Raw genomic sequence first — 17163 nt, forward strand, 5'->3', positions numbered from 1 at the left:
TGAGTTACAGGCAGCCTGCCGTTTCCAGATATACCGAGAACGGCAATATTCCGAGCAGCATTGAGGTCAGCATGTATTTGAAAACCACACTTAACACATTTGAAAGAATGTCCTTTCCTGTTTCCTTTGTAGATATGTCCGCAAACAGAACATTTCTGGCTTGTGTACCGCGGGTCAATAGTTACAACAGATTTACCCATAGCTTCAGCCTTATATCTGAGAAATTGGTCAAGTTCATAGAACGCCCAATTATTGAGTTTGCGAGTAAAATCTGTTCCTTTAGTTCTGCTCTGAACTCTTATACTGGTCAAATCTTCAATAGCAAAAATATCAAAAGGCATCGCCACAATTCCCTTAGAGATACAGTGATTGACCCCGGAAACAAACCGTTGCTCTTTCCCGCTCATCTTCCTGAGAAGTTTTTTAGCAGATTTAGTGCCTTTGCTTTGAAGTTTCGCTCTAAGATATGCGTACTTTGCCCTCACGTTCTTGATAGGTTTACTATTGAAAAATCTATTATTGGAAGTCACGGCGATATTAACGATCCCCCGATCAATTCCAAGAACCTTATCGCCAACGGGTTCAGGAGAAAGTTTATGAATAACCACATGCAAATAAAAAGTATCCTTCTGTCTGTTATATCTCAACGTGGACGTTTTAAATTCCCAATTAAGATATTGCCTGTAATATTCAGGAATGGAGTATGTTGCAGTCACTCTCCCCTTAACCGAAGAAAGACTAACATTCTGTTTGATAAGATTGATTCTATGCACACGCTTATTATACCGAATAGCAGAGAATGGTTTGCTTGCAGGACATTTTTTAAGTTCGAGTCCCTTGAGAGATTCGCAGGCAACATCTCTGATTCCTTGAAGAATAGAACATGGAAGTTCAGGATGCTTTTCCCGGATACTGTAATAAGTGGCACGGTGGACAGATACCTTGCTGCAAGTATGGTTTTCAAAACCGTATCTGGCAATTTCATTGAAAACCTGATTGCTCAAAGCCATTGTCTGTCTAAGCGTTTCTTTATTTTCCTCAGACAATTCCAGTTTCAGTTTAATCGTTCTTTCCATTCAAGATTCCATTATAATAAGGGATTATATAGCCATTATGATAGCGATGTGAAAGTATTATTTTGGGGCGGGGTACGATCCCTCCCCGTATTGAAATACGGGGTATCTTCTACCCCTGCGCCCCGGAGGACACAATGAACCAGAGAAAAATTATTGATGGCTGGGTGAAACTATATATAGCTATCATAATCCTATTAATTGCATTAAATATTCCTTATACGACTAAGGAAACTTTTACGGAAAAGGAATTTTACACGGAACAAGAACCGTATAATCTTACTCAAACATACTATGAAAAGGAATCATATATAGACAGTGTACCGTTGAAAATTAATACGACCCTGGACTGGTATATTACTGACTATCGATATAAAGATGAGTTTGACTTGATTGCAACGTTAAAGAATATCGATAATATCAGCGGGGAGTTCTGGGTTACTTTTCATGTTGAAACCACGAATGGTTCTTCCGATTTCACAACAGAAAGTATATTTTTGATGCCAGGTGGGATTTATCAGATCAAACATGGATTTACAGGTCTTTTTTCATATGTTACATATAAGGTAAAACAGCCAACCAGAGAGGTAGAAAAATTCCGGGACATACCTGAAGAAAGAACCATAACAAGCTATCGCGATATTGAAAAATCTCGTGAAGCAGTCAGGGTGAAGAATAATACATTGTCTTTACTTCAACGTATATTGAAATATCCTCCGAACTATGAGTCTGAGCCAACTTTGCAGATACCATCTAATAATATGTACGATGACTGGGAAGAGTAGCCTGGTAAGGATTCAAACCCTAAATAAAATCCACAATATTTAAGGGTGGATTTTTTATGAGGAAGTTAATTCCGTTAATCTTATAATTACACAACCCTCAGAGAAGGCTTATATGAAATTAAAATTAATAAAACTATTTATCTTTTTGTTCGCAGTAAGTTCAATAATTGGAATGGCATCCGCAAAATGGAATGAGCCATATTTTATTTTACCGGATTCTGACCGTCCTTCTATAATACAGGATAATAATGGGACATACTGGATAGCTTTTAATTCCTATACAAACCCTCAAAATATCTGGATAATGAATTCTAATGATAGCATTAATTGGACGAATTTCTATCAGGTTACAGCCTCAAATCTTACAGATTATGAACCGAATTTAATCCAGGATAATAAAGGCAGGTTCTGGATACTTTTTTCCTCTCTTATAGAGATCAGAGGAACATTGAATTTCAATTATGATCTGAAACTTGCCCATTCTGATAATGGAATTAATTGGTCCGAACCTGTTAATATTACGAATAGCCCATTCATAGAATCGTATCCTTATATTATGCAGGATAGAACAGGGCGATATTTTATTACATATTCCACTTACGGCAATGCATCAAATAATCTTGATATTTATTTGAAATATTCTGATGATGGGTTCGAGTGGTCACAACCGATAAGGATAACAGATTCCTCTGAAAGTGATATTTTTCCAATTATGATTCAGGATAATAATGGAAAATACTGGATGCTCTTTTCCCGGAATACTCGTGAAAGGCATAAACCTTTATTAAATAAATATGACTTATTCTTAATATATTCGGCTGATGGGATTCGATGGTCAGATGCAGGTGAAATAACAAACCTGAGCTATAATATCAACTATCCTTATTTCATGCAGGATAAAGATGGAGTATTCTGGGTCCCTCACATGACCGGTGTTACAGGGTCTGAAGAGCTGGGGATCATGGGATCAATGAACGGTACTGAATGGACGGACTCAGTTTTATTGTCAAATTATAGTATTGAAGGATATTTCAAGACCGATTATAAGTCCATGATACAGGACAGGAGTGGAAACTATATCTATGCTTTTACTTCTGCAAAAATTGGACGGGGAATATGGCTGATGAATGGAACTCCTGATCTGAATTTCTCAAAGACCAGAAAGGTGGAGTTCAATAACACCAGAATAACAGTAGAAAACGATACGAAAAATATCATAAGAACAATCCCTGAAAGGAAAAGCAATGAGCTTGGAATAGAATTAGGATCATTGACCCTATTGATTTTCGTTTTAATTGTAATTCTGAAAAGATCATCATGATACTTATTACATAATAATGATGCTAATCATTTTAATCATCACGACATATATTAATAGAAAAATTTATAAGGGATAAGGTTAATTATTTTTTAATATTTCATATGGATAGGATAGGAAATTCTATATGGATAGGATAAAAGTTCCTCTAAGAGGATAGGAAAACAGCTAAAATAATGAAGGGAAAGAATGATATGGCCATTGAAAAAGGGAACAATAAAAAAGGTTTGAACAGCGTCTTTAATATATTATTAATTTTAATTATAGTTTCGATATATTTTATACCGGCAGCTATGGCGGCTAATCCGCAGATAAAACTTACAACGAACAGGTATATCATTCTTGATGACCCAAATAGAAATTATTTAAGTGTAACCGCAAATGCAGAAACTGGTTTTGGTTTACCGGGAAGCTGGAGTACGGATGCGTGGAAAGGTGAATCCACCACCATTCGCGGCGTTGCTCTCGTCCTCAATGCCGATGGTACTCCAGCAAGCGGTGTGACTGTTACATTCTCGGTTCTGGACTGGGATGATGGAGCACCAAGAACACTTAAGAGCGATACGAACAGCAAGACAAATGTGACCAATGCTTACGGTCTTGCAACAGTTCCTTTTGATCTTAACAATGAGCAGCAATACGGGAGATGGGAAATAGCTGCCACAGCAACAGTAGCCGGGACTCCTGTAAGTTCAACCTCTAATTTCGTTTATAACTGGTGGGGATGCCAGAACTGCCACGGAAGCCCATACTCTGGCTCCGGGAGCAGTAAAAGTTATACATCGAGAATAGGAACCTCTAATAGATACGACCCATATTCACCATATATCACAGGAAGGGATTTCCATGCCACGATGTACCGCAACGACCACGTTGCAGGTTCTGGCAACGGATTAAATGAGGGAGAATGCTGGGCATGTCACAATTCCTATGATAAAGACCTGAATTTAGGACAGGCAAAAGATGTCAATGGTAATTCATATGCAGGAAAAGATGCACCTTCAACATATGGGGTACATACGAATTTAGCATGCGCCCAGTGCCATAGCATAATAGGAACAAGTTCAGCCGGAATTGACCAGACCGTTAAATCATGCGATGCAACAGGATGTCACGCAGGTGCAACAGATTATAATTCTCATATAGGGTCTGAAACAGTTACAGCAGCTTCTCCAAATAAATATGTAAATTATTCTGGTCTTGATGCAACTTTGGGTATCAGGTCATTTGGTTCTCCAACTTATATTCCAACACCAGCAACTTTCAATTCAAATCCGCTGACAGGAGCAAGAGCGCATACCTCAGCCGCAATCCAGAATATCCCCTGTACTGTATGCCACGGGCCGATGCACAATGTGACAAAACCCAATATCAACACTGTAGCAAAGAACACAATTACTGAAGATACACAATGCACCACGTGTCATCAATCCCTGAAACATTCAAGCAATAATCCTGTTTATTGTACAGCATGCCATTCGCAGGATGCTCATAACATTACGGTGCTCAGCAAAACGGCAACTTCCCAGCCTTCCTATGTATTCCTGGGTTCGACGAATGCGATTACATCTTTGACAACTGATTGTGAACAGTGTCATGCATCAGGTCCTGAAGCTACATTCTTTGGCTCATTGACCACAGTTGACAGTGCAGCGTATTCTACAAATTTCGCACCTGCCACACCTGCGCATAACAGGCATAATGGCAGTGTTGCATGTACAGTTTGTCATGACAATGCCAATTTCCACGACATTAAATTCTTACAACCAAATGGTGCATATTCAACATCTAATATAACAGCGGTGAAATGCGTTGACTGCCATGATGGAACAAACTCTGCAGTACGCAGTGTCGTACAGACCAGGTTTGGCTCATTGCCGCCAACGGTAAATGCCAATATGAACCATACTTCAGATAACGGCGGCCAGAAATGGGGTAATTATTGGACAACGCTCAACGATGCATGTCTCTACTGCCATGGTGAAACGCAGCATAATACATCTGCGATAGGTGCAGCTGGCAGTGCGCTTGGTACTGATAAAGTCGGTGACCCGATCGGTTCAGGCACTGTTTGTTCAAGCTGCCATAACCAGGATGATAGCAACTATAATATTGTGAATTCACTTTCTCCGAAACCACCTGCAAATAAACCAGGTGCGAATTATCCATCAAGCGGAGCAGTGGATCACTCAAGCTATGGCGTAACAGATAATGATTGCAAAAGCTGCCATGATGCCAACCTTGTTGGCGGGGAGAATATGGTTGGATTCACCCACAATGTAGCACCAGGAGGTGGCGGAGGTTCCTGTATGACTTGCCATGCCCAGGCTACAGGTCCGGGTGGAATATACGCAGCCATCAACGCCGCATCATTTGCAAAACACAGGAATGTTAATACCACAGATGGTCAGGATAATCTAACAAACGATGACTGTAAGACCTGTCATACAGATATTAGCAACATGTATAATAATGGCTGGACAACACCCACAAAAGTCTGTTCGGATTGTCATACCGGCTCTGGCCAGTACGGAGCTAAGGTAATAGATAACCACAGGCAGAACGGTGTAAACATCACTACAGGAGCATCATGTGCTACCTGCCATAATAATAGTATAAACAGTACCTTTGCCTATTCAGACAATGCAACAGTAAGCCATTATGCAACCAAGACCAATCTTATTGCCACCCAGGATTGTTCCAATTGTCACAAGAACAGTGTAAATGGGACCACATGGGGCAATGCACTTGACCCTGCAGGCAGCCCGTCATTCCCGCATTCGATCTCAAATACTCCCACAGAAGAATGCTACACATGCCACAACTCTGCAATCAACTTCCATAACAAGACACTTGTAAAACCCTTAGTTTCAACAGTTACATGTCTGGATTGCCACAAGACTACGGCGACAATGGCACCTAAAAAGATCGATGCCGCAGTAATAGCAACCGGTGTTCATAAGGACAGGGCATGCGATAATTGCCATGCAGGTGCAACAAACACTAACATGGATACATATTCGTTCACAACTGATCCAGCCAGGACATGCACATACTGCCATACCGGAGCAGGCAACTTCAGTGCTCCATTAGTAGCTGAACACAACCAGAACGGCCAGGATGTAACTACAACAGCCTCATGCACCACATGCCATGATAATAACGGTATGTACCTGAGCAATAGTGGAACGAACGGTACAACAACAGCTATCACGCATTACCTTAAAGACGTGACCAACACGTCAACAACACCGTACCAGCATCTGGGTCCTGTCAATACTTCGAACTGTATTGACTGTCACAATGGGCCCAACACCAGCAATCCGGATTGGGGCAGCCCTGTGAATATTTCCACAAGCACAAAGAGAGAACATACTGAAACCACAACAGCCCAGTGCAACACATGTCATAAAGATGGAACTGTCTCAAGCCTTGCAAATGTGGATTTCCATAATGCTTCGATAAAACTTGCAGATGCAACAGACTGCATAAGCTGCCATATATCAGCCGCAGGCCCAGGCGATATTTATAAGGCAATCAACACTGCTTCATTCACACAGCACAAGAATGTTAACAATACAGATGGCGGTCTTACAAACAGCGACTGCACGGCCTGTCATACTGATATCACTAATATGATGACAACCGGGTTCACCACAACCACCAAAGTATGTTCTGATTGTCATACAGGAACAGGTGTGCCAAATGCAGTAATAATCGATAACCACAGGCAGAACGGCGTAAACATCAGCACAGGAGCATCATGCGCCACATGCCACAATAACAGTGTAAACAGCAGTTTTGCCTATTCAGACAATGCAACAGTAAGCCATTACACAACGAAAACCAACCTTATCGCCACTCAGGATTGTACCAATTGTCACAAGAACAGTGTAAATGGGACCACATGGGGCAATGCACTTGACCCTGCAGGCAGCCCGTCATTCCCACATTCGATCTCAAATACTCCCACAGAAGAATGCTACACATGCCACAACTCTGCAATCAACTTCCATAACAAGACGCTTGTAAAACCCTTAGTTTCAACAGTTACATGTCTGGATTGCCACAAGACTACGGCGACAATGGCACCCAAAGAGATCGATGCGACCGTATTCGGAACAGGCGTCCATAAGAACAGGGCGTGCAAAGACTGCCACGTCAACGCGACAGACAGCAACATGAATACCTATTCGTTCACAACCGATCCTGCAAAGTCCTGTACCTACTGCCATGTAAACAGCAGCAACCTCGCAGCACCGCAGATAGCTGAACATAACCAGATCGGCCAGGATGCGACTACACCCGATGCCACATGCAACACATGCCACGATAACAGCGGTATGTACCTTTCAAATATCGGTACGAACGGTACAACAACAGCTATCACACATTACCTGAAAGACGTCACCAACAGATCAACAACACCATACCAGCACTTTGGCCCGATCAATACTTCGAACTGTATCGACTGTCATAACGGCCCGAATACAAGCAATCCGAACTGGGGCAACCCGACCAATATAAGCACAAGTACGATCAGACCTCATACAGAGACACTCACCAGCCAGTGTGATACATGTCATAACGACGGAAATGTATCTACACTAGCCAACGTTGATTTCCATAATAAATCAATTAAACGTGCCCCTGCAGACGATTGCATAGGCTGTCATCAAAATGCGGTCGGAATCTATGCAGCAATCAATACAGCCTCATTCACCAAACACGAGAATGTCAATACCACAGGCGGTAACAATGTTACTACAAACGATGACTGTAAGACCTGTCATACAGATATTAGCAATATGTATAATAATGGCTGGACAACACCCACAAAGGTCTGTTCGGATTGTCATACCGGCTCTGGCCAGTACGGAGCAAAGGTAATAGATAACCACAGGCAGAACGGTGTAAACATCAGCACAGGAGCATCATGCGCCACATGCCACAATAACAGTGTAAACAGCAGTTTTGCATATTCAAACAATGCAACAGTAAGCCATTATGCAACCAAGACCAATCTTATCGCCACCCAGGATTGTTCCAATTGTCACAAGAACAGTGTAAATGGGACCACATGGGGCAATGCACTTGACCCTGCAGGCAGCCCGTCATTCCCGCATTCGATCTCAAATACTCCCACAGAAGAATGCTACACATGCCACAACTCTGCAATCAACTTCCATAACAAGACACTTGTAAAACCCTTAGTTTCAACAGTTACATGTCTGGATTGCCACAAGACTACGGCGACAATGGCACCTAAAAAGATCGATGCCTCAGTAATAGCAACTGGTGTTCATAAGGACAGGGCATGCGATAATTGCCATGCAGGTGCAACAAATACTAACATGGATACATATTCGTTCACAACTGATCCAGCCAGGACATGCACATACTGCCATACCGGAGCAGGCAACTTCGGTGCTCCGTTAGTAGCGGAACACAACCAGAACGGCCAGGATGTAACTACAACAGCCTCATGCACCACATGCCATGATAATAACGGTATGTACCTGAGCAATAGTGGAACGAACGGTACAACAACAGCTATCACGCATTACCTTAAAGACGTGACCAACACGTCAACAACACCGTACCAGCATCTGGGTCCTATCAATACTTCGAACTGTATTGACTGCCACAATGGCCCTAATACAAGCAATCCGAACTGGGGCAACCCTGCCAATATCAGCACAAGCACCATGAGACCGCATACAGAAACGCTTACAAGCGAATGCGACACTTGTCACAGCGATGGTGTAGTCTCTCTAGATGACGTTGATTTCCACAACGCATCTGTACAGCTTGGGGCAGGTGGCTGTATAGGATGTCACAGCAATGTAGGTACTGTAAGTCTTGGCCTCCATTCAAACTTGAACGGCACATCCGCAGTTGAAGACAGTGATTGCCAGACATGTCACTTTGGAGCGGCCAGCATCCCAATGATTGCGGGAGCTGGCACTGGTGCAGCTAATAGCAGCAATACATACTATTGTCAGGATTGCCATACCAGTGAAGGAACAGGATATCCTAAACCGAGTATTTTATCATCAGTAAGTCATGGAAAAATCGACTGCAAATGGTGTCATGCAGCAGGCGATCAGCCAACCTCTAAGTATCATTCAAATAATCTTGGATCGCAGCAAGGGCCAACAGGTACAGCAACAGGAGCTAATTGTGCCACCTGCCACGGTGCTAATCTTCAAGATATATTTAGAGCTCCGGGAATAACACATTTAGGAGACATCAATAGTTGTGGTGAATGCCATGGCAGTGTTAACAACCACTTAGTTACAGCATTAAACAATTTTGTCTCTCCAACACTTTCAGGCATATCAATAACTACCCCGGTAACAGTCGGAACACCTGCTCAGATCCAGGCTACAGTATCAGACAGTATGGTGATGATAGCAGCTGCCCAGTATCAGGTAACAAATACCTCAGGAACGGTCATTCAATGGACAAATATGACACCCTTGGATGGATTTAATTCACCAACTGAAACTGTTATTGCATCAATACCTACATCAAATCTAATTGGTCCTTATACAGTTAGCATTAAAGGTATGTCTTCAGCATACAAGACTGATCCTTCAAAGCCATATTATCCACTCAATGGCCAGTGGAGTTCGATTGGCAGTACCCAGCTTATCGTTACAGAGTCTAAAGGGTATATTAACGGAACCGTAAGAAATAATTCAGTTAATATCTCAGGTGCTGCAATTACTACAAACACAGGAGTTACGGCGATCAGTGATGCAAATGGTTTCTATTCCCTGAGTCTTACAAATGGTACATATCAATTGACCACAGTAAAGGAACCGGAATTTTACATCAACAGCAGTGTAAGTGTAACAGTAACAGCGCCAGCAACAATTACCAGGGATATAATCCTGAATAGGAAGCCAACAGGAACTATAAGCGGAATAGTTACAGTAAAGTAACTGGAGATCTTACTGGGACATTCATTAGAATGAATGATTTCCAGTAAGACTCTATGAATAATGATCTAATCAGTTGAGAAATTAAAAATCAAATAGATAGCTTTATTGTATCGTATATTCATAGAATAAAACAATATTGGATAGGATAGGACATGTCTGAATATGGAATATTTTCACAAAAAAACGATTGGATAGGAGTTGCATTATTTCTGGTGGTTTTTGGATTTTTTATTCCGGTAGTTCTTGCAGAATCTCCAAACGATGCGTGTTTTGGCGGTGCATGCCATAGCTCTTCTGGTCCTACGATTGACCGCGCATTATATGACTCCAATCCCCACAAAATAATCAAGTGTGTCGAGTGCCATGTAAATTCTATAGATAACTCAAGTTCTGATCATGGTGATTTTATAAGGCAATTGAATGGAAGTAAAATTACAGGGCCATTAACAACAAATTATAGTTCCGAAAATTTCTCTCTATGTTATTATTGTCATGAAGAGGGGAAAGTAGTAGGAATGGCACCTGGATTTATCGCTTCGGCTTATCATATAAATCCTGATATAACTGTTCAAAGCATAGGTACTAATTTTATTAATATGGATCCCTTAGGTTATCATAATGGTAGTCCTCCTCCAAATTTAGTACCGGATATACCCACTAATATTCATTGGAATCATCTGGATGCCTTTGGGAGTACGAATTATGGAATTATTGGAAAATTTGACTCGAACAGGGATGGGACAATAGATTCATTCCAGTCATGTCCGGCCTGTCATAACGTACACGGAACAAACTACCCCAAAATGACCAAAAATGATCTGGGGATTACGTATGGTTCTGATACAAATGGTACTTTTGGATATATTGGAAGCGACGATTACAATCGAGGTGGTGGTGACCTTTATTGTACAGGTTGCCACACCAGTGGAACACAATTTAAATACTACAGGAACGAAATAAATCTTTTCGGGGATTGTGTCTCATGTCATATTGATGGGGCAACAGGCGGTGTTAACAGAACAGCATTCAGCCAGGGAGTACATGTTAATATTAATACTTCCGGTGGACCAGGAGCAGTCAATAATGCTGATTGCTTGACATGCCACTATAACGGAGATATGAATAGAAGTAACATCTGGCAATGTAATGACTGTCACACAGGCACAGGCAAGCCAGAAGCCTCGCTGGCGCCAAAAATAAAAACTCATATATCCGGTGTAAAAATAACAAATTATTCATGCGCGGATTGCCACAGCAAAGTGATCGTTGATCCTGGAGCAGGAATTCCAAATATAACATCCCATTATCTAAAGAGACCCACTGTATTAAGTGAAAAGTATTGCGATTATTGCCACGGGCCGAATCCAAGCTCTCCATTCAATGCAACAAACAAGACTATTTCAGCGTTCAACCATGATAATACGGACTGGAACGGAAATGCCACATGCAGAACATGTCATTCAAATTCCAGTGTTCCGGCCGACCCTCTGGCTAATAATTCTACATCATTCCATGATCTTACTACTGAATTAGGCGATGTATATAATGGAACGGCAAAGGCAGACTGTTTCATATGCCATGTCCAGAAACCTTCACAGTTTGTCGACGCTCCTACTCCCTCGCATGATATTACAGGCTATGTCGCAGAAGATTGCCGTAACTGTCATACATCAGGATCAGGCACTGAGGGGCAAAAGCTTCACAGCGTATCCGCATCTGCGACTGGCGGGTGCATACCCTGCCATTCAAATAATGCAACCAGGTATTATGCAAACACAAGCCTCTTTGGAAGACATGCAAATATTAATGCAACAGGTGGCCTGAATAACGTAACAGATGATGATTGTAAGACCTGTCACTTTGGTACTGCAGATGGGACGATGCCGATGAAGTTGGGTGCAGCCAACTCCAGTAACACATACTTCTGTGACGCATGCCATACATCAGCAGGCGCAGGACCGATCCATCCAACAGACGCCAACCTTATTAAAGATGGTTTGCGGCATGGTTCAACAAATTGTCAATGGTGTCATATTGCAGGAGCTCTTCTTCCAAGGCCATTAGATACTACTTTAAGATATCACCCCAGCGGGCCTCGAGGAACTGCTGCCGGAAAGAACTGCCTGACATGCCATGGTTCCAATCTCCCGGATCTACCTTTCCATGCACCTGGAATAGTACATTCTTCTGATTTAGAGAGTTGTGGTTATTGTCATTCACAAACAAATAATCATGCTGTTAGCCCATTGAACGCTGACACTCCACCATCGATTTCAGGTTTGTCCGTTACTACAGTAGTTACTGCAGGCAATGTAGTGCATGTTCAAGCTGCGGTAGCGGATGATATGACTCAGATAGCAGCAGGCCAGTATCAGGTCAAGAAAGGTACAACCACAGTTATTGATTGGACAAATATGACTCCAAAGGATGGAAGATTTGATTCATCAAGTGAAATCGTGAACACCAGTATTGATACTTCAGCTCTCCTGGGTACCTACACAGTCAATGTTAAAGGCATGGCTTCAGCATACAAGACCATTCCAGCATTACCTTATTATCCATTGAACGGTCAATGGAGCGGTATCGTCAGTGCACAATTTATTGTTAACCAACCCACCGGGTATAATAATGGAACTGTGAGTGGAAGATTGGGTAATGGTTTAGCAGGTGCGATAGTATCTGCCAATAATAGCGTATCAACGACTACTAATGAAACCGGATATTATTCTTTGAGCTTGACAAATGGTACCTATCGGTTGACAGCAAGCAAGGAGCCGGAATACTATTCAAATAGCAGCGTGATAGTAACTATAGTGGCACGTACGAATATAACCACGAATATCATTCTCGATCTGAAACCAACAGGTAATATAGCAGGTAGAGTTACGAACAAGTAAGATAGAGATAATAAATATTAGAGTGAATCTTTTCACTCTTCATTTTTTTCAATTTTGTAAGTACCTTGAGGCTCTCAGAGCTAAAACGATACAATTATATGCAAAGAGATTTTAATTATTCATTAGAAAAACGGGTTAGGATTTATAGTATCATAGAGATACATTTAAAAATAAAATAATATTAATATTGGATAGGAGAAGTAATATGAATTGGATAGGAGATAGTCTAAATTCGCATAGCAGAGCAAATCATATAATCAACGCATTTTTAATTTTGACATTGTTTGTATCGTTATTATTTACTATAAATACAGCCCAGGCAATATCGAATATCAAGAGTCATAATATTACTGGAAATATAACGGATTTGGAATGCATTATCTGTCATCCCACTCAAGAAACACAATTCCAACCAGGATTGAATCAATTGGATAAGCCTCTACTGATCGAAAATGCACCCAAAACAAGTATTAATTCATTACTTCAAGTTGGGGAAAATTATACCGCAATCCTTACTTTCGGACAAACACCTTACCAGCTTGGTCCATTTTTCCGCAGTGGAGCTAATGGTTGGAGCTGGCTGGATAGTGATAACTGGGGAACAGAAAAACAGAAGAATCTCATCTTGCTTTCAATACTTGATAATACTACAGGTAGTTTAAAACCTGTCCAGGGGTTGACATCCTGGCCAACATGGCCACAGGCGGGTTTTAGATATCATAATGGGGCATATAGCTACAAAGCAGATAATGCTCCTTCTCCTATAGATATTCAGAAAAATTATCCGGATGCCAGCGAATTCTGGATGGTTAAGGAGATCGATTTAAGCGGACTGAGCAGCGCAAATCTTAATTTCTGGACATGGTTTTCGATGGAAACAGATTGGGATTATGGATATGTTGCCATATCCTCTGATGGAAATAGCTGGACAAATCTTCAAGGAACACTAACTACAAACACAGATCCTAATGGCAATAACCTTGGAAATGGAATAACCGGTAACAGTAGTGGAATATGGGTGCAGGAAACGATGGATTTGACACCATATGCTGGAAAAAAGGTTTTGATCGGATTCAGATTTGTGTCAGACCCTGCGGTCAATGAAGAGGGGATGTATATAGATGATATAACTGCTACCGGGGGATTCAGCGATGATGCAGAAACTCCTCTTGAAATAAAAACTCTAAGTGTCAATGTTACATATCCCCGTCTGGCCATACTGAATCCAACAGATCCATTGACAGGTGCAAGCACATTGCAGTATAACCAATATATCCAAAGAGTAGAATTACATGAGGATATTGGGCATCCTGGTACATATGCCGGATATTTTAAATATGACCCATTTGCAAGCCAATATTCAGGAAGATATACAGTAAATCTTGATACTATAATAAACGGGGAACTGGTTATTGGAAGTACAACATTTGATACTACTATATTTGGTTGCCAGGATTGCCATAATAAGAATTATAATGGTGCTGAAACGAGCTTTGTTCATGCAGACGGTGGCGGAATGCAATCATGTGAATATTTATGTCACAGCGGATCAAGAGGCTTATATGACAATGCATTTATGGGGCCGCCTCTTCCCGCAAATCCGATACATGTGCACGAAATGAAATTCGGGCATCAGGGGGGATATCTGGATGGTGCATATTATCCTCAGCCTCCATATAATGTTCCTTCACATGTAACTGAAGTAAGTTGTGTACAATGTCATACATCGTTCATTCATGACAATACAGGAAGCGATACTGCAAAAATTGGAAATTACACATTATACGGTACAAATATAACTTTTTCTTCTGGTACACACAACAGTTTGACATGTGAGCAATGTCATGGGACATTAGATTATCCTGAGATACCACATAATCAATATAGTATAACAAATAAACTCGGAAATAATAACCGTTCTTTTACGTCTTCTGAATCATTTACGGATACTTATGCAGTAGATGTGAATGGAATTGATAATCTTACGATAGATGTGCATGCTAATGATGGTTCTACAAATTCTATTGTTATATATGTTATAGGCCCGGTAGATAACACTACAACTGCTATACAGGGACCCGATCAGAATGGAAATCCTTACTATATGACTCAAAGCCTTTCCACACCGATCAACGTAAATGTAGCAGGTCCATATACTGGAACATGGTTAGTCAAGTTATATTCGACACAAGAAGGGGTTGTAGATTATACAATAACTAGCAGTTATCCTATTGAAAGAAAACCAATAATAAAAATACCGGAATGTAATGAATGTCATAATTCTGATTCTACAGGCAAAACATATGCAAAAGATCCAATTCCAAATTGGAATCCTGGATTTGCACATACCGATGTAAATGATGATGGAACTCCAGACATCCAGTGCAGGATGTGCCACAATGCAATGCACGACATAACGGTCAAAGCCTGCCTTAACTGCCACACCACGGCACCGACCGGCCACCCAATAGCTGAACCTGCATTTTCCCAATATACTCAAGTTCAATGCCTCGCTTGCCACGGTGATCCTCACGAAGTGACCATGGCGGGTGGAGGATGCATTGGCTGTCACTCTAATTCAGACACGCGATACTATGTCAACACAAGCTTGTTTGGAGAGCATGCCAATGTGAATGCATCAGGCGGTCCAAATAATGTCACAGATGCAGACTGCATGACCTGTCACTTTGGATCATCAGACATTATGATGAGCCCGGATGCGGGTCTTGGTGCTGCAAATCACAGTAACACCTGGTTCTGTGATGATTGCCACACTGAAGGTGGATCAGGACCTCTCAAATCAACAATTCTAAAATCTGTTAGCCATGGTTCAACAGATTGTAAATGGTGTCATATTGCGGGGGACCCTCTACAAAGACCATTAATTAATGAAAATGAAACATTGAGATATCATCCCAATGGACCTAAAGGAACTGCGGCTGGACAGAATTGCTTAACCTGTCATGTATCTGGCAATCTTCCTGACCTGCCATTCCATGCACCTGGAGAAGGCCATTCAACCACGACTACAGATGACTGTAGTGAATTTTGCCACCAGAATTCCGATCCTCACAGGGTCACTCCTTTAAATGCAGGGACTCTTCCAACCATTTCAGGTTTAACAGTAACCACGCCAGTCACATCAGGAACACCCGCTCTAGTTCAAGCTACAATAAAGGATGATTATATGCAGATAGCAGCAGCACAATATCGAGTTACTGATGCTTCAGGGGAAATAATTCCATGGACAAACATGACTCCAGTCGGAGGAAGATTTAGTTTATCGACACAGGGTGTTTCTTCGAATATAATCACATCGAACCTGAAAGGCACCTACACGGTATATGTCAAAGGGATGGCTTCAGCTTATAAGACGAATCCATCACTCCCTTATTATCCGATGAATGGGCAATGGAGTAGTGGTGTTTATAGTGCACAATTTAAAGTGGAAGAACCAGAAGGATATGGTAATGGCACGGTTTATGGTATCCTTGACAAAAAAATCGCAGGAGCAATAGTATCCACAAATACCAGCGTTTCTACAACTACAGATCAGAATGGGGCTTACTCATTGAGCCTGCCAGAGGGAACGTATCGATTAACCGCAAGCAAGGAGCCCGAATATTATTCTAACAGCAGCGTGGTAGTTACGGTGACAGCGTATACTACGGTAAATCGGGATATTATTCTCACTCCCAAACCAACGGGAAATATAAGTGGAACTGTCAGGAATAAATGAGAAAGCATTGGTGCTCCACAGAAAAGACTTCTGGATTTGAAGTTGTTTTCGCAATAATGACCAGGTGTTATATGGTTTAAATTAAGATGATTCCTGACTATTTCCAGAAGAGCAAGAGTTCGAGATAATACTACTATGTGGACAAATCAGGAGCCGAGACTATCATTCACGACATCATCCTGGAAGGAATTAACGAATCGACAGAATTAATAGCTCCACAAAACCGAATTAAAATACAGCGAAATAAGAGCTTTTGAATTGAAAAGATATAGAAAGCTTATGGTATTATGCCAAGTGAATATTTGAGCTATTCTTCAGAATCCTGATTATAATAGCTAAACAAATGGTTTTTCTCTATTCCATGACTTCATTCTAGTGTTTTGAGATATCTTTTCCTGTTT

6 protein-coding genes are annotated in these 17163 nt (G+C 41.3%); 5 read left to right on the forward strand and 1 reads right to left on the reverse strand.

What is annotated here, in order from left to right; translation table 11 throughout:
* Positions 1-1076, reverse strand: a 1076-nt coding sequence (locus tag CL181_RS00240) for an RNA-guided endonuclease TnpB family protein (protein WP_141398739.1), incomplete at its 3' end; no start/stop codon positions are given.
* A 134-nt stretch (positions 1077-1210) separates the two neighbouring features.
* Between CL181_RS00240 and CL181_RS00245 the strand changes: the two genes are divergently transcribed.
* The 5 genes from CL181_RS00245 to CL181_RS00265 all read left to right on the forward strand — a co-directional run bounded on the left by CL181_RS00245 (position 1211) and on the right by CL181_RS00265 (position 16762).
* On the forward strand, positions 1211-1858 hold the full coding sequence (locus tag CL181_RS00245) for a hypothetical protein (protein ID WP_097297244.1): 648 nt from the start codon (positions 1211-1213) through the stop codon (positions 1856-1858).
* A gap of 112 nt (positions 1859-1970) precedes the next feature.
* A complete protein-coding gene (locus tag CL181_RS00250; RefSeq protein ID WP_097297245.1) occupies positions 1971-3179 on the forward strand; it encodes a sialidase family protein in 1209 nt (402 codons plus the stop codon).
* Positions 3180-3370: 191 nt separating this feature from the next.
* Positions 3371-10126: a multiheme c-type cytochrome gene (locus CL181_RS00255; RefSeq protein WP_176504975.1), complete on the forward strand. Its 6756-nt coding sequence runs from the start codon at positions 3371-3373 to the stop codon at positions 10124-10126.
* Positions 10127-10278: 152 nt separating this feature from the next.
* Complete coding sequence (locus CL181_RS00260) at positions 10279-13023, forward strand: carboxypeptidase-like regulatory domain-containing protein (RefSeq protein WP_097297247.1); 2745 nt, start codon at positions 10279-10281, stop codon at positions 13021-13023.
* Between the two features lie 205 nt (positions 13024-13228).
* On the forward strand, positions 13229-16762 hold the full coding sequence (locus CL181_RS00265) for a carboxypeptidase regulatory-like domain-containing protein (protein WP_097297248.1): 3534 nt from the start codon (positions 13229-13231) through the stop codon (positions 16760-16762).
* Positions 16763-17163: the final 401 nt, after the last annotated feature.

It is taken from the genome of Candidatus Methanoperedens sp. BLZ2, assembly GCF_002487355.1.
GTDB lineage: Archaea > Halobacteriota > Methanosarcinia > Methanosarcinales > Methanoperedenaceae > Methanoperedens.